This is a genomic window from Streptomyces sp. NPDC002835 (assembly GCF_053591995.1).
The window spans coordinates 161,998-186,219 of record NZ_JBSFUW010000014.1 but is presented as its reverse complement, the minus strand read 5'-3'; the positions used below and the strand labels follow the sequence as shown (position 1 = coordinate 186,219).

Genomic DNA, 24,222 nt, shown 5'->3' with positions numbered 1-24,222 from the left:
CCACCGCGGCGCTGCTCAGCTGGGGCGTCGGCCTGGTCACCTTCTGGCTGGTCAACTACCCGGTCCACCGGGCCGTCACCCCGGCGGGGCCGTCACCCCGCCGATCAGGTCGGCCGCCGCCCCGGCGCACCCCCAGGCCACCGTGATGCCGGCCCCGCCGTGCCCGTAGTTGTGGACCAGCAGCGCCCCGCCCTGCAGGCGTCCGGAGCCGAGGCGCACACCGGCGTCCCGCGCCGGGCGCAGCCCCACGCGGTGCGCGAGGACCTTCGCCCCGGCGACCTCGGGCCGGATCCGGGCGCACCGTTCGACGATCGCGTCCGCCGTCTCCCCGCGCGGCGCGGTGTCCCAGTCGTCCTCCTCCGCCGTGCCGCCGAGCAGCAGCCGCCCGGGCTGCGGGATGAGATACGTCGTCGCGCTCGACGCGTGGTCCACCGCGGTGAACCACTCCTCGATCCCCGGGTTCTCCACGACCACCAACTGCCCGCGCACGGGCCGCACGGACGGGTCGGGCACCAGCTCCCTGGCGCCCAGTCCCGTGCAGTTGACCACGACGGCCGCCCCGCTCGCCGCCTCCGCCTGCGGCAGGGACACGGCCTCCCGCGCCTCCACGCGGCCGCCGGCGGCCTCCAGCCGCCGCGTCAGCCACCCGAGGTGGACCGGCATGTCGATCAGCGGAATCCGGGCCCACAGCCCGAAGCCGAATCCCGCCGGCAGCTCCGCGGGGCCCACCTCGCGCAGCCCGGCCACCTCGGCGGCCCAGGGCCCGAGCCCCGCGAAGCGCGTACCGGCGTGGACACCGGGCACCAGCCGTACGCCCGTCTCCCGCGGCCGGTCCGCCAGCCCCTCGTACACCCGCAGCGACGCCAGCGACCAGTCGCCGACCAGCGTCTCGGGCTCGATGCGGTACGGCCACCACAGCCCGCCGGCGACCGCCGAGGTCGTCGCCCCGGCCGGCTCCCGGGACCAGACCCGCACCCGCCTGCCGCTCTCCGCCAGCACCACGGCGGTCGTCAGCCCCGCCACCCCGCCGCCCAGCACCAGTACGTCGTCGCTCATGCCGGGACGCTAGCCGACGGCCCGCCCGGCCAGAAGAGCGCCCGCCCACCCCGGCAGGCCGCCCCGGCCCCGTCCACCTGCCCGGCCCGGCCCGGCCCGGCCGGGAAGCCTTAGAATGCACCCCCTGATGACTGCAACCCTCGTCGCCAAGGACCTCGCCGCCGCCCACGGCGACCGCTCGCTGTTCACCGGGCTCGACCTCGTCGTCGCCCCCGGCGACGTGATCGGTCTCGTCGGCGTCAACGGCGCGGGCAAGTCCACGCTGCTGCGGCTGCTCGCCGGCCTCGACCGGCCGGAACAGGGCGAGCTGCGGCTCTCCCCGCCGACCGCGAGCGTCGGCCATCTCCCGCAGGAGCCGGAGCGCCGCGAGGGGGAGACCGTACGGGACTTCCTGGCCCGCCGCACCGGCGTCGCGGCCGCCCAGATCGCCATGGACACCGCCGCCCAGGGGCTGGCCGACGGCGTCGCGGGAGCGGACGACGCCTACGCCGTCGGCCTGGAGCGCTGGCTGGACCTCGGCGGCGCCGACCTGGACGAACGCGCCGAGGAGGTCGCCGCCTCGCTCGGTCTCACCGTCGGCCTCGACGCGCCGATGACGTCCCTGTCCGGCGGCCAGGCCGCCCGCGCCGGGCTCGCCTCGCTGCTGCTGTCCCGCTACGACGTCTTCCTGCTCGACGAGCCCACCAACGACCTCGACCTGGACGGCCTCGAACGCCTCGAGAGCTTCGTCCAGGGCCTGCGCGCCGGCACGGTCGTCGTCAGCCACGACCGCGAGTTCCTCACCCGGACCGTCACCAAGGTCCTCGAACTGGACCTCGCGCAGCAGCAGATCACCCTCTACGGCGGCGGCTACCAGGCGTACCTGGAGGAGCGCGAGCGGGCCCGCCGCCACGCCCGCGAGGAGTACGACGAGTTCGCCGACAAGAAGGCCGCGCTCGAAGGCCGCGCCCAGATGCAGCGCAACTGGATGGACAAGGGCGTCAAGAACGCCCGCCGCAAGGCCACCGACAACGACAAGATCGGCCGCAAGCTGCGCAGCGAGGCGAGCGAGAAGCAGGCCGCCAAGGCACGCCAGACGCAGCGCATGATCGAGCGGCTCGACGCCGTGGACGAGCCCCGCAAGGAGTGGGAGCTGCGGATGGAGATCGCCGCCGCCCCGCGCTCCGGCTCGGTGGTGGCCACCCTCCGCGAGGCGGAGGTCCGGCGCGGCGGCTTCCGCTTCGGGCCCGCGTCGCTGCAGATCGACTGGGCGGACCGGGTGGCCATCACCGGCGCCAACGGCGCGGGCAAGTCGACGCTGCTCGCCGCACTGCTCGGCCGGCTCCCCCTCGACGAGGGGCACGCCGCCCTCGGTTCGGGTGTCGTCGTCGGCGAGGTCGACCAGGCCCGCCGACTGTTCTACGGCGACGAGACCCTGCTGGACGCCTTCTGCGCGGCCGTCCCCGACACCGAACCGGCCGAAGTACGCACCCTGCTGGCCAAGTTCGGGCTCAAGGCCGAGCATGTGCTGCGCCCCGCGACGACCCTCTCGCCGGGGGAGCGGACCCGCGCCGCGCTCGCCCTGCTCCAGGGCCGGGGCGTCAATCTGCTCGTCCTGGACGAGCCGACCAACCATCTCGACCTGGTCGCCATCGAACAGCTCGAGTCGGCGCTCGACTCGTACACGGGCACGCTGCTGCTGGTCACCCACGACCGCCGGATGCTGGACGCCGTCCGGGTGACCCGGCGTGTCGAGGTGGCGGACGGCAAGGTGACCGAGCTCTGACACATGACTCCCGGGCCGGGGCTCCTCGGCCCAGGAGTCATGTTGCTGTCAGCGGTTCTTGGGGTCCACCAGGCCCGCCTTGCGCAGGGCGTCCGCCATCGCGCTGTTGGAGGGGGCCGGGGCCTGACGCGCCGCGCCGCGCCGGTCGCCACCGCCGCCACCACTCCGGCGTTCGCGGCCACCGCCACCGCCACCGCCACCGCCACCGCCACCGCCCTGGCGCTGCTGCGGCGGCCGGCTGCCGCGCTCGCGCTGCGGCGCCGCGGCCGGCGTCGCCTCGTCGTCCAGCCGCAGCGTCAGCGAGATTCGCTTGCGCGGGATGTCGACCTCGACGACCTTCACCTTCACCACGTCGCCCGGCTTGACCACGTCCCGCGGGTCCTTGACGAACGTCTTCGACATCGCGGACACATGCACCAGACCGTCCTGGTGGACACCGACGTCCACGAACGCCCCGAACGCCGCCACATTCGTGACGACGCCCTCCAGCACCATCCCCGGCGCCAGGTCGCCGAGCTTCTCGACGCCCTCCTTGAAGGTGGCCGTCCGGAACGCCGGACGCGGGTCGCGCCCCGGCTTCTCCAGCTCGCGCAGGATGTCCGTCACGGTCGGCAGACCGAACGTCTCGTCCACGAAATCGGCGGGCCGCAACGACCGCAGCACCGCGGTGTTGCCGATGAGCGAGGCCACCTCGCCACCGCCGGACTTCACCATCCGCCGCACCACCGGGTACGCCTCCGGGTGGACGCTCGACGCGTCCAGCGGGTCGTCCCCGCCGCGGATGCGCAGGAAGCCCGCGCACTGCTCGTACGCCTTCGGGCCGAGGCGCGCCACGTCCTTGAGCGCCCTGCGGGAACGGAACGGGCCGTTGGCGTCGCGGTGCGTGACGATGTTCTCCGCGAGGCCCGCGCCGATGCCGGAAACCCGCGAGAGCAGCGGCGCGGACGCCGTGTTGACGTCGACGCCGACCCCGTTCACACAGTCCTCGACCACGGCGTCGAGCGAGCGCGACAGCTTCAGCTCGGACAGGTCGTGCTGGTACTGGCCGACACCGATGGACTTCGGGTCGATCTTGACCAGTTCGGCGAGCGGGTCCTGCAGCCGGCGCGCGATCGACACGGCGCCGCGCAGCGAGACGTCCAGGCCGGGCAGCTCCTGCGAGGCGAACGCGGAGGCCGAGTACACCGACGCGCCCGCCTCCGAGACCATCACCTTGGTCAGGCCCAGCTCCGGGTGCCGGGTGATGAGATCGCCGGCGAGCTTGTCCGTCTCACGGGAGGCCGTGCCGTTGCCGATCGCGATCAGCTCGACCGCGTGCTCCTTCGCCAGCCGCGCCAGTGTCGCGAGCGACGCGTCCCACTTGTTGGCGGGGACGTGCGGATAGATCGTGTCGGTCGCCACGACCTTGCCGGTCGCGTCGACCACCGCGACCTTCACACCGGTACGGAAACCGGGGTCGAGCCCGAGCGTGGCGCGGGTGCCTGCCGGGGCGGCGAGCAGCAGGTCCCGCAGGTTCGCCGCGAAGACCCGTACCGCCTCGTCCTCGGCCGCCGTGCGCAGCCGCAGCCGCAGATCGATGCCGAGGTGCACCAGGATCCGCGTCCGCCAGGCCCAGCGCACGGTGTCGGCCAGCCACTTGTCGCCCGGCCGGCCCTGCTGGGACACACCGAAGCGGGCCGCGACGATCCCCTCGTACGAGGAGGGGCCCTCCACCGGCTCCTCCGGTTCCAGCACGAGGTCGAGGACCTCCTCCTTCTCGCCGCGGAGCATCGCGAGGACGCGGTGCGAGGGCATCTCCGTGAAGGGCTGGGCGAAGTCGAAGTAGTCGGCGAACTTCGCGCCCGCCTCCTCCTTGCCGTCCCGCACCTTCGCCGTGAGCCGGCCGCGGGTCCACATCCGCTCGCGGAGCTCGCCGATCAGGTCCGCGTCCTCGGAGAAACGCTCCGCCAGAATGGCCCGCGCGCCGTCCAGCGCGGCGGGCGCGTCCGCGACGCCCTTCTCGGCGTCGACGAACGCCTCCGCGGCGGCGAGCGGTTCGACCGACGGGTCGGCCAGCAGCCCCTGCGCCAGCGGCTCCAGGCCCGCCTCACGCGCGATCTGCGCCTTGGTGCGTCGCTTGGGCTTGAACGGCAGGTAGATGTCCTCGAGCCGCGCCTTCGTGTCGGCGGCCCGGATCCGGGCCGCCAGCTCGTCGTCGAGCTTGCCCTGCTCGCGCACCGAGTCCAGGATCGCGGTCCGCCGTTCCTCCAGCTCCCGGAGGTAGCGCAGCCGTTCCTCGAGCGTGCGCAGCTGCGCGTCGTCGAGCATCTCGGTCGCTTCCTTGCGGTAGCGCGCGATGAACGGGACGGTCGACCCGCCGTCGAGCAGCTCGACGGCCGCCTTCACCTGCCGCTCGCGTACGCCGAGCTCCTCGGCGATCCTGCCTTCGATGGACGTCGTCACGGTTGTCCGACTCGCCTTCTCGTGCTCGCTGTGCATGAGTGAGCATTGTGCCGTGCCCTTGGGCGGGCGGCGGACCGGGTCACGCTCTCGGGCGTGGCCCGGTCCGTGTCGCCGCCCTGGGCGCGGCCCGGCGGGTCCGGGTCCGTGTCGCGTGCCTCAGACGCGCCGTGTTCCGCCGGCGCGTGATGCGCTGTGCGAGGCGCCGCCGAAGAGGCGGGCGAGGAGCCGGAAGGGCAGCGTCACGACGGTGGCGATCGCCGAGCCGACCATACGGAGAGCGTCGGCTATGGACCGGAGCACGATGGACCTCCTTGCGCGGGGTATCGGACCCCGTCGGGTAGCCCCGCTCACGTTCTCCTAAACATCCTGGCCAGGGGGGCGGGGGTACGCGCTCGGTCCGGGTCGGTTGGTATCCGGGCGTGGCCGGGTGGGTCCGGGGTACGCGTCCGGTCCGGGTTGCCTGCGTCCGGGTGCCGCGCGTCCGGGCGGGGCCCGATGGGTCCGGGTTACGCGCCTGGACCTGGCCCGGTTCGGGTTGCTTGGCGTCCGGGTGCCGCTCCGGGGGCACGTCCGGGACTGCTTTCCCGTACTTGCCGGTCCCTAGCTAACGACGCCTTACGTCCCGGACACGCCCCCTGCGCGTCCCCCTGCCCCGGGGCGGCCGTTTCGCCCCCGCCGGTGGGCCGGTGCGCGCACCCCGGCGAAGCCCGGGTCAGCCCTTGCCCACCAGGTCCGGCGGGAACGCGCCCGCCGCCGCGGTTGTCAGGAAGCCGCGGCCCAGTTCGGTGAGGCGCTCGACGCCGTCCGCGCCCAGGTGCTCGTACGGCGCGCGGTCCAGCCGGTCCGTGTGCTCCTCTACCTCGGCCCGCAGCGCGGTGCCCGCCTCGGTCAACTCGCCCTCCGCGTCCAGGAGTCCGCGCTCCCGCAGCCGCGCCTGCGCCGCCTCCCAGTCGGCCCGGTCCCAGCCGCGGGTGGTGAGGATCCAGCGCGGGGCCATGCCCCTGCCCGTCGCGGTGTGGCTCACCAGCGCCTCGAGAGGGTCGAGCCCGGCCGCCAGCAGCGCCGCGAGATGGCCGTCGCCGCGGTGCTCGCGCAGCAGCGTCGCGGCGTGCCAGTACGCCAGGTGCGGTTCCTCGGGTACGGGCAGGTCCGCGTGGGCCGCGTACAGCGGGCGGGCGTGCCGGGTGCATGCCTCGGCCGCGCGCGGCGGCCTCCGCCATGTCGGGGGAGGCGACCGTGTCGTCTCCGAGCAGTCGCCGCAGCGTGCTGTCGGCGGCGCGCAGCCGTGCGTCGAGCACCGTCCGCGGCGAGGCGGTGTCCCACACGGCCGGCAGGTGCTCGGCGATCAGGGCGTGGCTGAAGTTGTAGAACGCGGCGGCCACCGCGCCCGCCCCGACCGCTCCCATCGCGGCGCCGCGACCCGCGAAGTACGCGGCGTTCGGGTCCTCGATGCCGAGCCTGCCGAGTTCATCGGTGAAGTCGGGCGAGAAGTAGACGGTGGAGTGCAGCTGGTTGACGACGTTGTGGCAGCGGCGTCCCGCGCGCGGGTGCAGAGGGCTCATGCCCGGCACGTTACCGACTGGTCGGTACGTCGGGAAGCCCCGGGTCTCCTCGCGACCGGGCATGGCAGGAAAGGTGGGGTCCTCGTCATTGCAGCCATGTGCCGGTCCGCGAAGGATGAGGGCCATGACCGAGCGAACGCTGCTCGTCGTCCTCTTCGACGGCGTGCAGAGCCTTGATGTGACCGGCCCCATCGAAGTCTTCGAGGGAGCCGGCCGCAGCCGCGGCGACCGGTCCGCGTACCGCATCCGCACCGCCTCGCTCGACGGCTCGCCGGTACGGACCTCCAGCGGCCTCACCCTGGTGCCCGACGGCGGTCTCGCGGACGCGCCCGCCCCGCACACGCTCCTCGTCCCCGGCGGCGAGGGCACCCGCCGCCCCGACCCGCGCCTGATCGACTGGCTGCGCGACCACGCCCCGCACGCCGGGCGGCTGGTCTCCGTCTGCACCGGCGCCCTGCTGCTCGCCGAGGCGGGACTGCTCGACGGCCACCGGGCCACCACCCACTGGCGCGTCTGCGACCACCTTGCCGCCGCCTATCCGGGCGTCGAGGTCGAGCCGGACCCGATCTTCGTACGGGACGGCCGGGTGTCCACCTCCGCCGGCGTCACGGCGGGGATCGACCTGGCGCTGGCCCTGGTGGAGGAGGACCTGGGCAGGGACGTCGCCCTCGCCGTGGCCCGCAATCTCGTCGTCTTCCTGCGCCGCCCCGGCAACCAGTCCCAGTTCAGCGCCCAGCTCGCGGCCCAGACCGCCTCCCGTGAACCGCTGCGCGAGGTGCAGCACTGGGTCACCAGGCACCCCGAGGCCGACCTGTCCGTCGAGTCGCTCGCCGGCCGCGCGGGCCTGTCCCCGCGCCACTTCGCCCGCGCCTTCCAGGCCGAGACGGGCACGACCCCGGGCCGCTATGTCGAGCGGGTGCGGCTCGAACACGCCAGACGGCTCCTCGAGGACACGGCCGACGGGGTCACGAAGATCTCGCGCGCCAGTGGCTACGGCACCACCGAAGCCATGCGCAGGGCGTTCATGAAGTCCCTCGGCGTCGCCCCGGCCGAGTACCGCCGCCGCTTCCGCGGCCCCACGCAAGCCCCATAGAAGGGACACTCACGTGACCACCCGGATCGCGATCCTGCTCTTCGACCGCTTCACGGCGCTGGACGCCGTCGGCCCCTACGAAATGCTGTGCCGCCTGCCCGACACCGAGGTCGTCTTCGTCGCCGAGCGGACCGGCCCGGTGACGAACGACCGCGGCGAACTCCAGCTCGTCGCCGGCAGGACCTTCGCCGAGACGACCGCACCCGACATCGTCGTCGTCCCCGGCGGCCCCGGCCAGGACGCCCAGATGGACAACGGGGCGCTGCTGGAGTGGCTGCGCGCCGTGGACGTGACCAGCACCTGGACCACGTCGGTGTGCACCGGCTCGCTGCTGCTCGCCGCCGCCGGACTGCTGAAGGGCCGTGCGGCGACCTCGCACTGGCTCGCGCTGGACGAACTGAAGCGGCTGGGCGCCGAGCCGACCGGCCGCCGGGTCGTCACCGACGGCAAGTACGTCACGGCCGCCGGGGTCTCGTCCGGCATCGACATGGGGCTCACGCTGGTCGGCAGGCTGGCCGGCGACCGGCACGCCCAGGCCGTGCAGCTGCTCACCGAGTACGATCCCCAGCCGCCCTACGACGCGGGCTCGCCGGCGAAGGCTCCGGCGGACGTGGTGGAGGAGTTCCGCGCCGGGAGCCGCTTCATCCTCCGGTAGGCGTCCATTCGAAGCGCGGCGCGCGCCGCTCCAGGAAGGCGGCGACCCCCTCCGCGGTGTCGCCGCTGCCGCGTGCCTGCCCGGCCCAGTACGCGTCCCGGTCGGTGCGTCCGGCGGCGTACTCCTTGGCCGCGCACTGCGTGAGCTGCGAGCGCGACACCAGGACCCGGGTGAACTCGGCGGCCCGGCGGCCCAGTTCGTCCGCCGGCAGCACCTCGTCGACCAGCCCGGTCCGCAGTGCGCGCTCCGCGGTGATCAACTCGCCGGAGAACAGCAGGTACTTGGCGGCCGCCGGGCCGACCAGCGCGGTGAGCCGGCGGGTCGAGGCGGCCGGGTAGACGATGCCGAGCTTCGCCGGTGTCACACCGAACAGCGCGTCCTGCTCCGCGAACCGCAGGTCGCAGGCCGCCGCGAGCTGGCTTCCGCCGCCCACGCAGTAGCCGCGCACCACGGCGAGCGTCGGCTTGGGGAACGCCGCGAGCGCCTCCTCGGCGCGTACCGCCAGCGACTGCGGGTCCTGGCCGGGCTCCCGCAGCGAGGCGATGTCCGCGCCCGCGCAGAACGTGTCGCCCTCGCCGGTCAGCACCAGCGCCCGTACGGTGCGTTCGGCCGCGAGTCCTTCGAGCAGGTCCGGCAGCGCCTGCCACATCCCGGCGGTCATGGCGTTGCGCTTGGCGGGGTTGCTGATGACGACGGTGGCGACGCCGTCCGCGACGGTGTGCGTCAGCCGGGGCGGGCCGGCCTTCGGGGACTCCATGCGCGGATGCTATCCGCAGCGCGCCGGCGGGTGATCAAGGAGGGGGCGGGCCGCGGAGGCCACGGGCGATGTGAAACCTGAATAAGAGTGCTGAAACGATCGCCCAGACCAAGCGGGCAGAAGACGGTTTCGAGCAGTCACACAACTGACCCTGTCATACGCCTTCGGTCAAATAGAGCCGATAAGCGTGCACTTCCGATCAGGGGTGCGGCACGGACCACCGCACTACCAACACTTGTTACCCGAAGGTCAGTGGGACGAGCCGAAGGTGGGTGCCGGACTATGGAGAGCCGCGGGAGCGTGCCCGCCCGGCCGCTGTCGTACGAGGGTGTCTGGCGGTTCACCGCGCCGGCCCTCGACGTGTCCGTCCCCCAGGCCCGGCACGCCGTACGGGACCTGCTCGCCCGCCAGGGCGTGCCCGTCGCCGACGACGTGATGCAGGGCCTGCTGCTGATCGTCTCCGAACTGGTCACCAACACCGTGCGGCACGCGGCCCTGCTCTCGCCGGAGGTGGCCGTGGAGGTCGCCATCGGCGCGCACCGGGTGCGGGTCTCCGTCGAGGACAACCACCCCTACCGGCCCAAGGCGCTCGAGACCGACTCCGCGCAGACGGGCGGCCGCGGCCTGCTACTGGTCCGTGAGATCACCCGGGAGGCCGGGGGTGTCTGCGACGTCGAGCACACCGCGGGCGGCGGCAAGATCATCTGGGCGGAACTGCCGCTGGTGCCGCAGTTCCAGGGCGACGCGGCGGCCCTCTGAAACGACGTCCGGCGGCGCTGCGCCCGCGGCGCCGCCGGACGCACGGGCTACCAGCCGGCCGGTCCCGTCAGCTCCCTTACCGCGGGCCTGACCGCGTCCAGCACCGTCATGAACCAGGCGGAGAACGGCGCGGAGCCGTGCAGCTCGGTCAGCTCGTCCGGCGTCACGAAGGCCGTCTCCCCGATCTCGTCCGGGTCCGGTTGCAGCGGGGACTGCACCATCCCGACGAAGAGATGATTGAACTCCTGCTCGACCAGCCCCGATCTCGGATCCGGGTGGTTGTAGCGGACCGTGCCCGCCTCGGCGAGCAGCGAGGGCGACACGCCCAGTTCCTCGTACGTCCGCCGGGCCGCCGCCGCGAACGGGGCCTCACCCGGGTACGGGTGGCCGCAGCAGGAGTTCGACCAGACGCCGGGGGAGTGGTACTTGCCGAGCGCCCGGCGCTGCAGCAGCAGCCGGCCCAGCTCGTCGAAGAGGAACACCGAGAACGCGCGGTGCAGCTGACCGGGCGGCTGGTGGGCGGCGAGCTTCTCCGCCGTGCCGACGGTGTTGCCCTCCTCGTCGACCAGCTCGAGCAGGATCGCTGGTGATGTGCCGTTCGACGCACTGGTCGCCGCGGTGGCTGGTGTGATCGGCATAACCGTCCTTCGCATCGGTCCTCGGCCCTGCGGCCTTCCGGTGGAAGGGCCCTGGGCTCCGCTCAGTCTGCCGTACAAAAGCGGCTTGTCCGTACTTCGGTGGCCGTCTGGCATGTCCGCCCCGCCGTGCGCGTACGCGGCGGGGCCGACGGCCGTCAGACGCCGAAGGCGGCCGGATAACGGATCGTGCCCTGCGGCACCTCCCGGCTGCCGTCCGGCGCCAACACCATCAGGGCCTCCTCCGGTACCTCGAAAGATGTCCTGATCCCGTGCTTCGCGGCGACCTCGAAACCGAACGCCGGGTAGTACTCCGGGTGCCCGAGGACGACGACCGGTCCCTCGCCGCGCACCCGTGCCGCGTCCAGCACCGCGCGGACCACTGCCCGGCCCGCGCCCTGCCGCTGGTGGCGCGGCGCGGTCGCCACCGGCGCGAGGGCCAGCGCCGGCGCGCCGCCGATGCGGCACCGGGTGAGCAGCGCGTACGCGGCCACCGACCCGTCCGGCGCCTCCGCGACGTACGACAGCCCCGGCAGCCACGCCTCTTCGTCCCGGCGCAGCGCGTCCACCAGGTCCGCCTCGGCGGGGGTGGGGAACGCGGCGGCGTTGACGGCGTGCACCGCCGGGATGTCCTGCGCGGTCTCGGGGCGGGTCGGCCAGCGGGGGTCGGCGGGACGCAGCACATAGCCCGTGCAGCCGAACTCGGCGCCGTGCTCCCGGCGTACGGCGATCTCCTCCCGGGTCGCCGCCAGGGCCTCCGCCGTCCCCGGCGCGCCGGCGTCGGCGGCGTCGGCCCGCTCGGCCAGCGGGCCGTGGTACTCGTCCCAGTCGCTCGACGGCTGCCGGTACAGCCCGGCGATCCGGTAGCCCGCGGCGACGGCCGCCGCGCAGTTCTCCGCGGTCGTGCGCAGCCGGTGGTGCCGGTCCCAGAAGGCCCGGGCCGCCGCCGAGGGAGCGGTCGTCCACTCGCACTCGGTCATGACCAGGGTGCCGCCCGGGGAGAGCAGCCGGCGCCACCGCTCGAGCGCGGTGTCGAAGTCCATGCTGTGCGCGGAACTCTCCGCCCACACCGCGTCGAAGGAGCCGTCGGGGAGGTCGAGCGCGCCCATGTCGGCGCGTACGGTCCGGATCGCGCCACCGAGACCGCGCGCCTCGGCACTGTGCCGCAGCTCGTCGAGGAACGGTTCATGCAGATCGACCGCCGTCACCCGGGCGCCCGCCCGTTCGGCGAGCAGCAGGGCGCTGCGGCCGGGCCCGCAGCCCAGGTCGAGCACCCGCGGACGCGCGGGCAGCGGACCCGCCATGGCGAGCAGCCGGGCGGTGGTGTCGTCGGAACCGGGGCCCTGCCGCGGCAGACCCTGGCGCAGGGCGAAGAAAGCGTCGTGGAAAGCGTTGTCGGACAACGTCAAACCCTTGTTCGCGGGGGCTCCCGCCGACGGCGCGACCGCAGGACCGGGGAGACCGGACCGGGTCGGGTCAGGCTCGGACGGGAGCCCGGAGGAAGAGGAAGGACCGAGTGTGCGCAGGGCTGGGGGTACCACCGCGCCGCCAGGCGCAGGGGGACTCCACGGCGACGGTCATCAACCTCATCCTCTCGATACGCTCCGAAGGGTGGCGGGACGTCCGTGTCCCGCGCAGGAACCCTAGCAGCGGCCCGGCCGCCGCGTGACGGGCCTGGATCAATGGCAGAGCTTCGCCTCGTGCTCCGCGTGACCGACGGGCTCGAGCTGGAAAGTGCAGTGCTCCACGTCGAAGTGCTCGCCCAGGCAGCCCTGCAGATCGTGCAGCATCTTCTCGTGCCCCACCGAGTCCAGCAGGTCCTGGCTCACGACCACGTGCGCGGAGAGCACCGGCATCCCGGACGTGATCGTCCAGGCGTGCAGGTCGTGCACGTCCTCGACACCGGGCAGCGCCAGTATGTGGGAGCGGACCTCGCCCATGTCGACGCCCTTGGGGGCCGACTCCAGCAGCACGTTCAGCGTCTCCCGCAGCAGCCGCACAGTGCGCGGCACGATCATCAGACCGATGGCGAGGGAGGCGATCGGGTCGGCGTACTGCCAGCCGGTGGCCAGGATGACCGCTGCGGAGACCAGCACGGTCACCGAGCCGAGCGCGTCGGCCAGCACCTCCAGATACGCGCCCCGCACATTGAGGCTCTCCTTCTGTCCCCGCATCAGCAGCGTCAGCGACACCATGTTCGCCGCCAGACCGACGAGCGCGAAGACGACGGTCAGACCGCCCCGGGTCTGCGCGGGCTCGATGAAGCGCTCCACCGCCTCGAAGAGCAGGAAGCCGCCGACGCCGAGGAGCAGCAGGCAGTTGGCGAGCGCCGCGAGGATCTCGGCACGCGCGAAGCCGTAGGTGCGGTTCAGCCCGGCGGGCCGGTTGGCGAAGTGGATCGCCAGCAGGGCGAGCGCGAGCCCCACCGCGTCCGTCGCCATGTGCGCGGCGTCCGCGATCAGGGCCAGCGAGTCCGCCAGCACGCCACCGACGATCTCCAGCACCATCACGCCGAGCGTGATCGTCAGGGCGATCCGCAGCCGGCCCTGGTAGGCCGCGGCGGCGGTGCCCGTCGGTGGCGGGCCGCCGTGCCCGTGGTCGTGCCCAGCCCCCATGTCGGTGCCCTTCCGTGCGGATACGTCCGGCCCGTCGCTCGGTCGAGCCCAGTGAACTACGGGCGGGGGGTATCGGGCAACACGGCACTGAACACCGTTGTCATATGCTCTGACCTGCATAAATGCATGCAGGTCAGAGCCTTTGGGCGATCAGTGGGCCGCCGCCTCCGGGTGTCTGGCCTGCCAGCCCTCCCAGGCGGAGGCGACCATCTCACGCACCCCGTACGAGGCGCTCCAGCCCAGCTCCGCGGTGATCCGTTCGACCGAGGCGACGGCCTTCACGGGGTCGCCCGCCCGGCGCGGCTCGACCACCGGCTGCGGGCCGCGGCCGGTGACCTCGGCCACCACGGAAGCGAGCTCGCGGACCGAGACGCCGATCCCGCGGCCGATGTTGACGGTGAGGTCCTCGCCGCCCGCCGCCTTGGCGAGCCGCCGCGCCACCGCGAGGTGCGCGTCGGCGAGGTCGGCGACATGGATGTAGTCGCGGATGCAGGTCCCGTCCGGGGTGGGGTAGTCCGCGCCGAAGATCCGCGGGGCCTCGCCCCGGGTGATCCGGTCGAAGAACATCGGGATGATGTTGAACACCCCCGTGTCGGACAGCTCCGGGGCGGCCGCGCCGGCGACGTTGAAGTACCGCAGGCAGGCCGTCGACAGGCCGTGCGCCCGCCCCGCCGCCCGCACCAGGCGCTCACCGGTGAGCTTGGTCTCCCCGTACGGGTTGATCGGCTCGCACGCGGCCGTCTCGGGGACCAGCTCCGTGTCCGGCACCCCGTACACGGCGGCCGACGACGAGAACAGGAAGCGCCGCACGCCCGCTTCGACCACGGCCTCCAGCAGTGTGGTGAGGCCGCACACGTTCTCCCGGTAGTACGTCAGCGGCTGCTCCACCGACTCGCCGACCTGCTTCTTCGCGGCGAGGTGGACCACGCCCGTGACGGCGTGCCCGGACAGCACCCGGTCCACCACGTCGCGATCGAGCACGGAACCGCGCACCAGCGGGACGCCGGCCGGCAGCCGCCCGGGAATCCCCGACGAGAGGTCGTCGAGCACGACGACCTGTTCACCGGCAGCCGTCATGGCGTGCGCCACATGCGCCCCGATGTATCCCGCTCCACCTGTGATCAGCCAAGTCATGACGGTCACCCTATGGGGTGTCCGGCCCCGGTCCCCGGCACTCGGCGGGCGGGGCTGTGGATCCGCGCTCCGGCGGACGGTTTGGAAGGCGGGGCACCGATCGACAATGATGATCCCGGCGGGCCGCCATGGCGTGAACGGCCGGTGAAATCCCGCTTCCGTTCATCGGATAGCCTCAGCCGACGCGCCGCCGCCCCACTGCCGGGCCGGGCGCCGTGCTCCAGCATCCTCAGCTCCAAGGAGTGAGTTCGTCTGTCGACCGCCATCCTCACCGGTCCGCCGGTACCCGGATCGTCGCTCGAGGGCGATCTGCGGTCGCTGGGCTTCGACGTGCGGGTAGCCAACGGTCCCGAGCACACCGCCGCCCTCATAGCGGCCGTGCCCGGCGCCGAGCGCGTCGCCGTGGTCGACCCCCGCTTCGTCGGCCATGTGCACGCCCTGCGGCTGGCGCTCACCGACCCGAGATTCCCCACCGCCGCCGTCACCGGCGCGCTCACCGCCCAGCCGGCCGCCCGCGCCGCGCTGACCGGCGCGGTACGGGCGGTCTCCGCCACCGTGCCCGCCGGGGCGGGCGCCGTGGCCGGTGACGGCGTGGTCGACGGCGTCGTCGCCGAGCTCGAGGCCCGGGGCGTTGCCGTGCACCGCCCCGAGCTGGGTTCACTGGTCGCCGCCGTGCCCTCCGAGGCGGAGGCGCGCCACCGGGCGCGCGCCGCCGTGGAGGCCGTCGACGACGAGGCGGTACGGCTGCGCTCCGCGGTGAAGGCCCGCGACGGCTTCTTCACCACCTTCTGCATCAGCCCGTACTCCCGCTACCTCGCACGCTGGTGCGCCCGCCGCGGACTGACCCCGAACCAGGTCACCACCGCGTCCCTGCTCACCGCGCTGGTCGCGGCGGGCTGCGCGGCAACCGGCACCCGCCCCGGGTTCGTCGCGGCCGGACTGCTGCTCCTCTTCTCCTTCGTCCTGGACTGCACCGACGGGCAGCTCGCCCGCTACTCGCTGCAGTACTCGACGCTGGGCGCCTGGCTCGACGCGACCTTCGACCGGGCCAAGGAGTACGCCTACTACGCCGGCCTCGCGCTCGGCGCGGCGCGCGGCGGGGACGACGTGTGGGCGCTCGCGCTCGGCGCGATGGTGCTCCAGACCTGCCGGCACGTCGTGGACTTCTCCTTCACCGAGGCGAACCACGACGCCACCGCGAACACAAGTCCGACCGCGGCCCTCTCCAGCAAGCTCGACAGCGTCGGCTGGACGGTCTGGCTGCGCCGGATGATAGTGCTCCCGATCGGCGAACGCTGGGCCATGATCGCCGTGCTCACGGCCGTGGCCACTCCGCGCGTCGTTTTCTACGCCCTGCTCGTCGGCTGCTCCCTCGCCGCCTGCTACACCACGGCCGGCCGAGTGCTGCGCTCGCTGACCCGCAGGGCGCACCGCACCGACCGTGCCGCGCAGGCGCTCGCCGACCTCGCGGACTCCGGGCCGCTGGCCGAGGCCGTGGCCCGCGCCTCGGCGAGCCGCGCCCGGCGGCTGCCGGGCGCCGCGCCCCTGGCGGCGGCCGCGGCCGGTGCGACCGCGCTCGTGGCGACCGCCGCGTTCACCGGCTTCGGCAGCGTCTGGACGGTGGCCGCCGCGCTCGTCTACGCGGTCACCTCGGGAGTCGCCGTCGCCCGGCCGCTGAAGGGCGCCCTCGACTGGCTCGTCCCCCCGGTCCTGCGGGCCGCCGAGTACGGCACGATTCTCGTGCTCGCCGCCCACGCGGGGGTGAACGGCGCGTTGCCCGCGGCTTTCGGGCTGATTGCGGCTGTCGCCTACCATCACTACGACACGGTGTACCGCATCCGCGGCGGCACCGGAGCGCCCCCGCACTGGCTGGTGCGGACGATCGGCGGGCACGAGGGGCGGGTCCTCGCGGTCACGCTGCTCGCCCTCCTGCCGGCCACCACGGACTTCACCCTCGCGCTGACGCTCCTCGCCTCGGCCGTGGCCCTCGTGGTCCTGGTGGAGAGCCTCCGCTTCTGGGTGTCCTCGCAGGCACCCGCCGTACATGACGAAGGAGAACCCGCATGATCGGCCTCGTACTGGCAGCCGGTGCAGGACGGCGTCTGCGTCCCTACACGGACACGCTCCCGAAGGCCCTCGTGCCCGTGGACCCCGCGGGGGACGGCTCGGCCACGGTCCTGGACCTGACGCTCGGCAACTTCGCGGAGATCGGGCTCACCGAGGCCGCGATCGTCGTCGGCTACCGCAAGGAGGCCGTGTACGCGCGCAAGGCGGAGCTGGAGGCCAAGTACGGGCTCAAGCTCACCCTCGTCGACAACGACAAGGCCGAGGAGTGGAACAACGCCTACTCCCTGTGGTGCGCCCGTGACGTCCTCGCCCAGGGCGTGATCCTCGCCAACGGCGACACCGTGCACCCCGTCTCCGTGGAGAAGACGCTCCTCGCCGCCCGCGGCGACGGCCGGCGGATCATCCTCGCCCTCGACACGGTGAAGCACCTCGCCGACGAGGAGATGAAGGTCATCACCGCGGACGGCAAGGGCGTCCGGCGAATCACCAAGCTGATGGACCCGGCCACCGCCACCGGCGAGTACATCGGCGTCACGCTCATCGAGCCGGAGGCCGCCGCCGACCTCGCCGACGCCCTCAAGGCCACCTTCGAGCGCGACCCCGACCTCTACTACGAGGACGGCTACCAGGAGCTCGTCAACCGCGGCTTCACCATCGACGTGGCGCCCATCGGCGACGTCAAGTGGGTCGAGATCGACAACCACGACGACCTCGCGAAGGGCCGTGAGATCGCGTGCCAGTACTGACCCGACTCATCCCCTCGCCGGTCGTCGTCGACATCCGCGCGGGCGCCCTCGACAACCTGGCCGGCATCCTCGCCGACCAGCGGATCTCGGCCTCCGGCCGGCTCGCCTTCGCGGTCAGCGGCGGCTCCGGGCAGAAGCTGCGCGCCGAGATGGCCCCGACGCTGCCCGGCGCCGACTGGTACGAGGTCTGCGGCGGCACCATCGACGCCGCGGTCAAGCTGGCCGACGACATCAAGGGCAAGCGGTACGACGCGGTCGTCGGACTCGGCGGCGGCAAGATCATCGATGTGGCGAAGTACGCCGCGGCGCGGGTCGGGCTGCCGCTCGTCGCCGTCGCGACCAACCTCTCGCACGACGGTCTGTGCTCCCCGATCTCGACGCTCGACAACGACAACGGCCGCGGCTCCTACGGTGTCCCGACGCCCATCGCCATGGTCATCGACCTCGACGTGATCCGTGACGCGCCGGTGCGGTTCGTCCGCTCCGGCATCGGCGACGCGATCTCCAACATCTCGGCCATCGCCGACTGGGAGCTCTCGCACCGCGTCACCGGGGAGCAGGTCGACGGCCTGGCCGCGGCCATGGGCCGCACCGCGGGCGAGTCCGTGCTGCGCCACCCCGGCGGCGTCGGCGACGACGAGTTCCTCACCGTGCTCGCCGAGGCCCTGGTGCTGTCCGGGATCGCCATGTCGATCAGCGGCGACTCCCGCCCGTCGTCCGGCGCGTGCCACGAGATCAGCCACGCCTTCGACCTGCTGTACCCCAAGCGCGCCGCCAGCCACGGCGAGCAGTGCGGGATCGGCGCCGCCTTCGCGATGCATCTGCGCGGGGCGGTCGACGACGCGGGCCTGTTCGCCGACGTGCTGCGCCGGCACGGGCTGCCCGTGCTGCCGGAGGAGATCGGGTTCACGCCGGACGAGTTCGCGCGCGCCGTCGAGTACGCGCCGCAGACCCGCCCGGGCCGCTTCACGATCCTCGAGCATCTCGACCTCACCCACGACCAGATCAGGGACGCGTACGCCGACTATGCCAAAACCATCAGTAGCTGAACTCCGCCCGGTCGTTCACCCCCCGGGTGTGAAGGACCGGCGCAGTGGTGAGCACTGGGGCGGCCGCCTCTACATGCGAGAGATCTCCCTGCGCATCACCCGTCACCTGGTCACCACCAGGGTCACGCCGAACCAGCTGACCTATGTGATGACCGTCGCCGGCGTGCTGGCCGCTCCGGCCCTGCTCGTGCCCGGCATATGGGGGGCCGTCCTCGGTGTGGTCGCGGTCCAGCTCTATCTGCTGCTCGACTGCGTCGACGGCGAGGTGGCCCGCTGGAAGAAGCAGTTCTCGCTCTCCGGCGTGTATCTGGACCGGGTCGGCGCCTATCTGTGCGACGCGGCGGTGCTCGTCGGCCTCGGCCTGCGCGCCGCGGACCTGTGGGGCACCGGCCGGATCGACTGGCTGTGGGCCTTCCTCGGCACCCTGGCCGCGCTCGGCGCGATCCTGATCAAGGCGGAGACCGACCTGGTCGGCGTCGCCCGGCACCAGGGCGGGCTGCCGCCGGTCAAGGAGTCGGCGGCCGAGCCGCGTTCGTCCGGGGTGGCGCTCGCCCGCCGGGCGGCCGCCGCGCTCAAGTTCCACCGGCTGATCCTCGGCATCGAGGCGTCCCTGCTCATCGTGGTGCTGGCCGTTCTGGACCAGCTGCGGGGCGACCTGTTCTTCACCCGCCTCGGCGTCGCCGTGCTGGCCGGCATCGCGCTGCTCCAGACGCTGCTGCACCTGGTCTCCGTCCTGGTGTCGAGCAGGCTGAAATGACGTCCTCGCTGAAGCTGGGCGCCGTCGTCATCACGATGGGGACCCGGCCCGACGAACTGCGCGCCCTCCTCGACTCTGTCGCCAAGCAGGACGGGGACCCGATCGAGGTGGTCGTCGTCGGCAACGGCGCCCCCGTGACCGACGTGCCCGCCGGTGTGCGCACCGTGGAGCTGCCGGAGAACCTGGGCATCCCCGGCGGCCGCAACGTCGGCATCGAGGCCTTCGGGCCCGGCGGCTCGGACGTCGACGTCCTGCTCTTCCTCGACGACGACGGACTGCTGCCCGACAACGGCACCGCCCGGCTGGTCCGCGAGGCCTTCGAGGCGGACCCGGGGCTCGGCATCGTCAGCTTCCGCATCGCCGACCCGGAGACCGGTCTCACCCAGCGCCGCCACGTCCCGCGGCTGCGCGCCTCCGACCCGATGCGCTCCTCACGGGTGACCACCTTCCTCGGCGGCGCCAACGCCGTGCGCACCAAGGTCCTGGCCGAGGTCGGCGGACTGCCGGACGAGTTCTTCTACGCGCACGAGGAGACGGATCTCGCCTGGCGCGCGCTGGACGCCGGCTGGTCCATCGAGTACCGCGCCGACATGCTGCTCCTCCACCCGACGATGCCCCCGTCCCGGCACGCGGTCTACCACCGCATGGTGGCCCGCAACCGGGTCTGGGTCGCGCGCCGCAACCTGCCCGCGCCGCTGATCCCCGTCTACCTGGCGGTGTGGATCCTGCTCACCCTGCTGCGCCGCCCGTCGCTCCCGGCGCTGAAGGCCTGGTTCGGCGGCTTCGCGGAGGGCTGGCGCACCCCGTGCGGAGCGCGCCGCCCGATGAGATGGCGTACGGTGTGGCGTCTCACCAGGCTGGGCCGACCTCCTGTCATCTGACATGCTCGGCTCTGAGAGCATCGGGACCACAGGCCGGTGAGACCGCGCCCCGAATTGCCGCGCATCTTGAACACGAAAGTTTCAACTTGTGAGTGACACAACCCATGACGGCGCCGTCGCGATGAGTTCCGTACCATCGCCCGACGACGGCCTGTCCCCGTCGCAGCTCGCAGCCAAGTACGGGCTGTCGGTCAGCGGTGCCCGTCCGGGCCTGGTCCCGTACATCAAACAGCTCTGGGGCCGGCGACACTTCATCATCGCCTTCTCGCAGGCGAAGCTGACCGCCCAGTACAGCCAGGCCAAGCTGGGCCAGCTCTGGCAGGTGGCGACGCCACTGCTCAACGCGTTCGTCTACCTGGTGATCTTCGGGGTGATCCTGAAGACCAGCCGCGGGATGGCGATGGACCTCTACATCCCCTTCCTGGTGACGGGCGTGTTCGCGTTCACCTTCACCCAGAGCTCGGTCATGGCGGGCGTGCGCTCGATCTCGGGCAACCTGGGACTGGTGCGGGCCCTGCACTTCCCACGGGCGTCGCTGCCGATCTCCTTCGCGCTCCAGCAGCTCCAGCAGCTGCTGTTCTCGATGATCGTGCTGCTGGCGATCGTGATCGGCTTCGGCAGCTACCCGGCGCTGTCCTGGCTGCTGGTGCTCCCGGCGCTCGCCCTGCAGTTCGTGTTCAACACCGGCCTTGCCATGATCATGGCCAGGCTGGGTTCGAAGACGCCCGACCTCGCGCAGCTGATGCCGTTCGTCATGCGGACGTGGCTGTACGCATCGGGCGTGATGTTCTCCATCCCGGTGATGCTCGCCGACAAGCCGGCCTGGATCGCGGACGTGCTCCAGTACAACCCGGCGGCCGTCTACATGGACCTCATCCGGTTCGCGCTGATCGACGACTACGGCTCCGGGTATCTGCCCTCGCACGTGTGGGCCACGGCCCTGGGCTGGGCCGTCCTCATCGGCTTCGCGGGCTTCGTGTACTTCTGGAAGGCTGAGGAGCGGTACGGCCGTGGCTGAGAACAAGGACAACCGGGCCGGAGCACGCGTCCCGACGGTCATCGCCGACGACGTGCACATCGTCTACCGCGTCAACGCGGGCGGCGGCGGCAAGGGCAGCGCCACGGCGGCGCTGAGCCGGATACTGCGCCGCGACAAGGGCGAGTCGCGCGGCGTGCGCAAGGTCCACGCGGTGCGGGGCGTCAGCTTCACCGCGTACCGGGGCGAGGCGATCGGCCTGATCGGCAGCAACGGCTCCGGCAAGTCGACCCTGCTGCGCGCCATCGCCGGTCTGCTGCCGACCGAGAGCGGCAAGGTCTACACCGACGGCCAGCCCTCGCTGCTGGGCGTCAACGCGGCGCTGATGAACGACCTGACCGGCGAGCGGAACGTCATACTCGGCGGCCTGGCCATGGGCATGACGCGCGAGGAGATCCGCGAGCGGTACCAGGGCATCGTCGACTTCTCCGGCATCAACGAGAAGGGCGACTTCATCACCCTGCCGATGCGCACCTACTCCTCCGGCATGGCGGCCAGGCTGCGCTTCTCCATCGCCGCGGCGAAGGACCACGACGTGCTGATGATCGACGAGGCGCTGGCCACCGGCGACCGCCGGTTCCAGATCCGCTCGGAGCAGCGCATCAGGGAGCTCCGCAAGGAGGCCGGCACCGTGTTCCTGGTCAGCCACAGCAACAAGTCGATCAGGGACACCTGCGACCGCGTCCTGTGGCTGGAGAAGGGCGAGCTGCTGATGGACGGTCCGACCGACGAGGTCATCAAGGCGTACGAGAAGGAGACCGGCAAGTAGCCGCCTCCGCACGGACGGCCGGGCCCCCGCCGCGGCGGGGGCCTTCCTGTGCGCCGCGTCCGTGTGTGGCTGCGCGCGCCGGGCCGGTTGGTCAAGGTACGGTCAAGTTCCGCACCGCGCGGGGAGGTTGGGCCGGAAGGCCGCGCTCCGCCGATGCGCGGCCACCCGGGGGCGTCGCGGAGCGTTGTGCAACGTAAGCTGTACCGGTACTGAACGCGGCAACTCGGGTGATATGCCGTGGTCCGACCGGCCGAGTCCGTCGCCGCCGCGCGATGGACATGGGGGCGCAGCGTGCTGCGGCGTGTCCGAAATGAGATGTATTGCGTCGGCAGTGTAGAACGGGAGATGTGACGGCCATGACGGGAAATCTCCAGCTCCGGGAGTGCTGCGCCGTCCCCGCCCATGGCGGTGCGCCGTACCCCGCTCCCGGCAGCGCCCAGTGACGGGCGCCGCGCAGGCCCCCGCCCGCGCCACCCTCGACAAGGCGGCCGACGAGAACTTCCCCGTCGCCCCCTTCTTCCTGCCCCGCGCCTGGCGCGCCGACCTCATGGCCGTCTACGGCTACGCCCGCCTCGTCGACGACATCGGCGACGGCGACCTCGCGCCCGGCGGCGCGGACGCCCGGCACCTGGGCGTCCCGCCGGACCGGGCCGACGACCGGCTCGCCCTGCTCGACGCCTTCGAGGCCGACCTGCGCCGGGTCTTCGCCCCCGCCGGCGACGCACCCCGGCACCCGCTGCTGCGCGCGCTGCGCCCCACGATCGACCGCTGCTCGCTCACCCCGGAGCCGTTCCTCGGGCTGATCGCCGCCAACCGGCAGGACCAGCAGGTCCGCCGCTACCAGACGTACGGCGACCTCGCCGCCTACTGCGCGCTGTCCGCCGACCCCGTGGGCCGGCTGGTGCTCGGCATCACCGGCACCACCACCCCCGAGCGAGTGCGCCGCTCCGACGCGATCTGCACCGCGCTGCAGATCGTCGAGCACCTCCAGGACGTCGCGGAGGACCTGGCGCGCGACCGGATCTACCTGCCCGCCGAGGACATGAAACGTTTCCACGTGACCGAGGCCGACCTGGCCGCGCCGACCGCCAACGCGTCGGTGCGCGCCCTCGTCGCCCACGAGGCGCGGCGCGCCCGCGCACTGCTCGACGAGGGCACGCCCCTGGTCGGCAGCGTCGAAGGCAGACTGCGGCTGCTGCTGGCGGGATTCGTCGCCGGCGGGCGTGCCGCGCTCGCGGCGATCGCCGCGGCCGGACATGATGTGCTGCCCGGGCCGCCCAGAGCCACCAGGCCGCATCTGCTGCGTGAAGTGGCAGCCGTCTTGCGAAGAGCGCGTAGAGAGGGATGAGCCGGACGATGGAGGGACCGACCGTGGTGCCCGCGCCGGTGCAGGCCGCGTACAGCTACTGCGAGGCCGTCACCGGGCAGCAGGCCCGTAACTTCGCCTACGGCATCAGGCTGCTGCCGGCGCACAAGCGCCAGGCGATGTCGGCGCTGTACGCGTTCTCCCGGCGCGTCGACGACATCGGCGACGGCACGCTGACGCCGCAGGCCAAGCAGGACCGCCTCGAAGGCACCCGCGCCCTGCTCGAACGCGTCAGGAGCGGCGCCGTCGACGAGGACGACACCGACCCCGTCGCCGTCGCGCTCTCCGACGCCGCCCGCCGCTTCCCCCTGCCGCTCGGCGGCCTCGACGAACTCATCGACGGCGTACTGATGGACGTACGCGGCGCGACGTACGAGACCTGGGACGACCTCAAGGTGTACTGCCGGTGCGTCGCGGGCGCGATCGGCAGGCTCTCACTCGGCGTGTTCGGCACCCAGCCCGGCGCGCGCGGGGCGGAGCGCGCCGCCGAGTACGCCGACACGCTGGGGCTCGCGCTGCAACTGACCAACATCCTCCGGGACGTGTCCGAGGACGCGGCCAACAGCCGCACCTACCTCCCGGCGGACGACCTCGCCAAGTTCGGCTGCTCCGACGGCTTCCGCGCGACGGTCCCGCCGCCCGGCGCCGACTTCACCGGCCTCGTCCACTTCGAAGTCCGGCGCGCACGGGCCCTGTTCGCCGAGGGCTACCGCCTGCTGCCGATGCTCGACCGGCGCAGCGGCGCGTGCGTCGCGGCGATGGCCGGCATCTACCGCCGCCTCCTCGACCGCATCGAACGCGAGCCGGAGGCGGTGCTGCGCGGCCGGGTCTCCCTGCCGGGCCGCGAAAAGGCGTACGTCGCCGTTCGCGGCCTCTCGGGCCTCGACGCCCGCCTCATCGCCCGCCGTCCCCACGGCGGCCCCCGATGACCCCCCGCCCGGGACCGCCCCTGGCCTGGACCGGGCCGGCCCTGCGATGCGCGGCGCCCGCCGCGCGGACCGGGTCCGGGCAGCGGGCCGGTGCCGTTCGTTCGTCCGCCGGTGGAGCCGCTGGTGGCCGGTGGGGTCGCACGCAGGGC

The 24,222-nt window shown here is 72.9% G+C and carries 21 protein-coding genes and 1 pseudogene; 13 read left to right on the top strand and 9 right to left on the bottom strand.

The window, feature by feature from the left end; all coding sequences use genetic code 11:
* Positions 1–75 precede the first annotated feature (75 nt).
* Positions 76–1,056, bottom strand: coding sequence for an FAD-dependent oxidoreductase (locus ACWD01_RS18110; protein ID WP_451162867.1), 981 nt, complete (start codon positions 1,054–1,056; stop codon positions 76–78).
* A 127-nt stretch (positions 1,057–1,183) separates the two neighbouring features.
* Between ACWD01_RS18110 and ACWD01_RS18105 the strand changes: the two genes are divergently transcribed.
* On the top strand, positions 1,184–2,821 hold the full coding sequence (locus tag ACWD01_RS18105) for an ABC-F family ATP-binding cassette domain-containing protein (RefSeq protein ID WP_451162865.1): 1,638 nt from the start codon (positions 1,184–1,186) through the stop codon (positions 2,819–2,821).
* Positions 2,822–2,869: 48 nt separating this feature from the next.
* Here the strand turns inward: ACWD01_RS18105 and ACWD01_RS18100 are convergent, their stop codons facing one another.
* The 3 genes and pseudogenes from ACWD01_RS18100 to ACWD01_RS18090 all read right to left on the bottom strand — a co-directional run bounded on the left by ACWD01_RS18100 (position 2,870) and on the right by ACWD01_RS18090 (position 6,825).
* Entirely contained in the window at positions 2,870–5,299 is a 2,430-nt protein-coding gene (locus ACWD01_RS18100; protein ID WP_451162863.1) for a Tex family protein, read from the bottom strand.
* A gap of 120 nt (positions 5,300–5,419) precedes the next feature.
* Positions 5,420–5,563: an LPFR motif small protein gene (locus ACWD01_RS18095; RefSeq protein ID WP_356890806.1), complete on the bottom strand. Its 144-nt coding sequence runs from the start codon at positions 5,561–5,563 to the stop codon at positions 5,420–5,422.
* A 412-nt stretch (positions 5,564–5,975) separates the two neighbouring features.
* Positions 5,976–6,825, bottom strand: a pseudogene (locus tag ACWD01_RS18090) (SCO6745 family protein).
* 124 nt (positions 6,826–6,949) lie between these two features.
* Between ACWD01_RS18090 and ACWD01_RS18085 the strand changes: the two are divergent.
* Both ACWD01_RS18085 and ACWD01_RS18080 read left to right on the top strand, forming a co-directional pair.
* On the top strand, positions 6,950–7,918 hold the full coding sequence (locus ACWD01_RS18085) for a GlxA family transcriptional regulator (protein WP_451162861.1): 969 nt from the start codon (positions 6,950–6,952) through the stop codon (positions 7,916–7,918).
* 13 nt (positions 7,919–7,931) lie between these two features.
* On the top strand, positions 7,932–8,573 hold the full coding sequence (locus tag ACWD01_RS18080; RefSeq protein WP_451162859.1) for a DJ-1/PfpI family protein: 642 nt from the start codon (positions 7,932–7,934) through the stop codon (positions 8,571–8,573).
* Here ACWD01_RS18080 and ACWD01_RS18075 read toward each other — a convergent pair.
* Positions 8,560–9,330 (bottom strand): enoyl-CoA hydratase/isomerase family protein, encoded by a 771-nt coding sequence (locus ACWD01_RS18075; protein WP_451162856.1) that lies wholly within the window; start codon positions 9,328–9,330, stop codon positions 8,560–8,562. The two genes, ACWD01_RS18080 and ACWD01_RS18075, sit on opposite strands and share 14 nt — an antisense overlap.
* Positions 9,331–9,612: 282 nt before the next feature.
* On the opposite strand from ACWD01_RS18075, the gene ACWD01_RS18070 reads away from it, so the two are divergent.
* Entirely contained in the window at positions 9,613–10,089 is a 477-nt protein-coding gene (locus tag ACWD01_RS18070) for an ATP-binding protein (protein ID WP_451162854.1), read from the top strand.
* Positions 10,090–10,136: 47 nt separating this feature from the next.
* Here ACWD01_RS18070 and idi read toward each other — a convergent pair whose 3' ends face one another.
* The 4 genes from idi to galE form a co-directional block, all read right to left on the bottom strand.
* The gene (gene idi, locus ACWD01_RS18065; RefSeq protein ID WP_451162852.1) at positions 10,137–10,727 is read right to left on the bottom strand and encodes an isopentenyl-diphosphate Delta-isomerase; all 591 of its coding nucleotides are present in this window, start codon (positions 10,725–10,727) and stop codon (positions 10,137–10,139) included.
* Between the two features lie 155 nt (positions 10,728–10,882).
* Positions 10,883–12,127, bottom strand: a complete 1,245-nt coding sequence (locus tag ACWD01_RS18060) for a GNAT family N-acetyltransferase (RefSeq protein ID WP_451162850.1) — start codon at positions 12,125–12,127, stop codon at positions 10,883–10,885.
* Between the two features lie 276 nt (positions 12,128–12,403).
* Positions 12,404–13,339 (bottom strand): cation diffusion facilitator family transporter, encoded by a 936-nt coding sequence (locus ACWD01_RS18055; protein WP_451162848.1) that lies wholly within the window; start codon positions 13,337–13,339, stop codon positions 12,404–12,406.
* Positions 13,340–13,489: 150 nt separating this feature from the next.
* The gene (galE, locus tag ACWD01_RS18050) at positions 13,490–14,473 is read right to left on the bottom strand and encodes a UDP-glucose 4-epimerase GalE (RefSeq protein WP_451162846.1); all 984 of its coding nucleotides are present in this window, start codon (positions 14,471–14,473) and stop codon (positions 13,490–13,492) included.
* 252 nt (positions 14,474–14,725) lie between these two features.
* Here galE and ACWD01_RS18045 point away from each other — a divergent pair, with 252 nt between their 5' ends.
* The 9 genes from ACWD01_RS18045 to hpnD all read left to right on the top strand — a co-directional run bounded on the left by ACWD01_RS18045 (position 14,726) and on the right by hpnD (position 24,073).
* Positions 14,726–16,540, top strand: coding sequence for a DUF5941 domain-containing protein (locus ACWD01_RS18045; protein ID WP_451162889.1), 1,815 nt, complete (start codon positions 14,726–14,728; stop codon positions 16,538–16,540).
* Positions 16,537–17,286 (top strand): phosphocholine cytidylyltransferase family protein, encoded by a 750-nt coding sequence (locus ACWD01_RS18040; RefSeq protein ID WP_451162844.1) that lies wholly within the window; start codon positions 16,537–16,539, stop codon positions 17,284–17,286. Before ACWD01_RS18045 ends, ACWD01_RS18040 begins: the two co-directional genes overlap by 4 nt.
* Positions 17,274–18,335 (top strand): iron-containing alcohol dehydrogenase family protein, encoded by a 1,062-nt coding sequence (locus ACWD01_RS18035; protein ID WP_451162842.1) that lies wholly within the window; start codon positions 17,274–17,276, stop codon positions 18,333–18,335. Before ACWD01_RS18040 ends, ACWD01_RS18035 begins: the two co-directional genes overlap by 13 nt.
* On the top strand, positions 18,313–19,092 hold the full coding sequence (locus ACWD01_RS18030) for a CDP-alcohol phosphatidyltransferase family protein (protein ID WP_451162840.1): 780 nt from the start codon (positions 18,313–18,315) through the stop codon (positions 19,090–19,092). Before ACWD01_RS18035 ends, ACWD01_RS18030 begins: the two co-directional genes overlap by 23 nt.
* A complete protein-coding gene (locus ACWD01_RS18025) occupies positions 19,089–19,973 on the top strand; it encodes a glycosyltransferase family 2 protein (RefSeq protein WP_451162838.1) in 885 nt (294 codons plus the stop codon). Before ACWD01_RS18030 ends, ACWD01_RS18025 begins: the two co-directional genes overlap by 4 nt.
* 88 nt (positions 19,974–20,061) lie before the next feature.
* Entirely contained in the window at positions 20,062–20,991 is a 930-nt protein-coding gene (locus ACWD01_RS18020; protein WP_451162836.1) for an ABC transporter permease, read from the top strand.
* Positions 20,984–21,778 carry an ABC transporter ATP-binding protein gene (locus ACWD01_RS18015; RefSeq protein ID WP_451162834.1) on the top strand — a complete coding sequence of 265 codons (795 nt, stop codon included), beginning with the start codon at positions 20,984–20,986 and terminating at the stop codon, positions 21,776–21,778. Before ACWD01_RS18020 ends, ACWD01_RS18015 begins: the two co-directional genes overlap by 8 nt.
* A gap of 439 nt (positions 21,779–22,217) precedes the next feature.
* Positions 22,218–23,126, top strand: a complete 909-nt coding sequence (hpnC, locus tag ACWD01_RS18010; protein ID WP_451162832.1) for a squalene synthase HpnC — start codon at positions 22,218–22,220, stop codon at positions 23,124–23,126.
* Positions 23,123–24,073 carry a presqualene diphosphate synthase HpnD gene (gene hpnD / locus ACWD01_RS18005; RefSeq protein WP_451162830.1) on the top strand — a complete coding sequence of 317 codons (951 nt, stop codon included), beginning with the start codon at positions 23,123–23,125 and terminating at the stop codon, positions 24,071–24,073. Before hpnC ends, hpnD begins: the two co-directional genes overlap by 4 nt.
* Positions 24,074–24,222 lie beyond the last annotated feature (149 nt).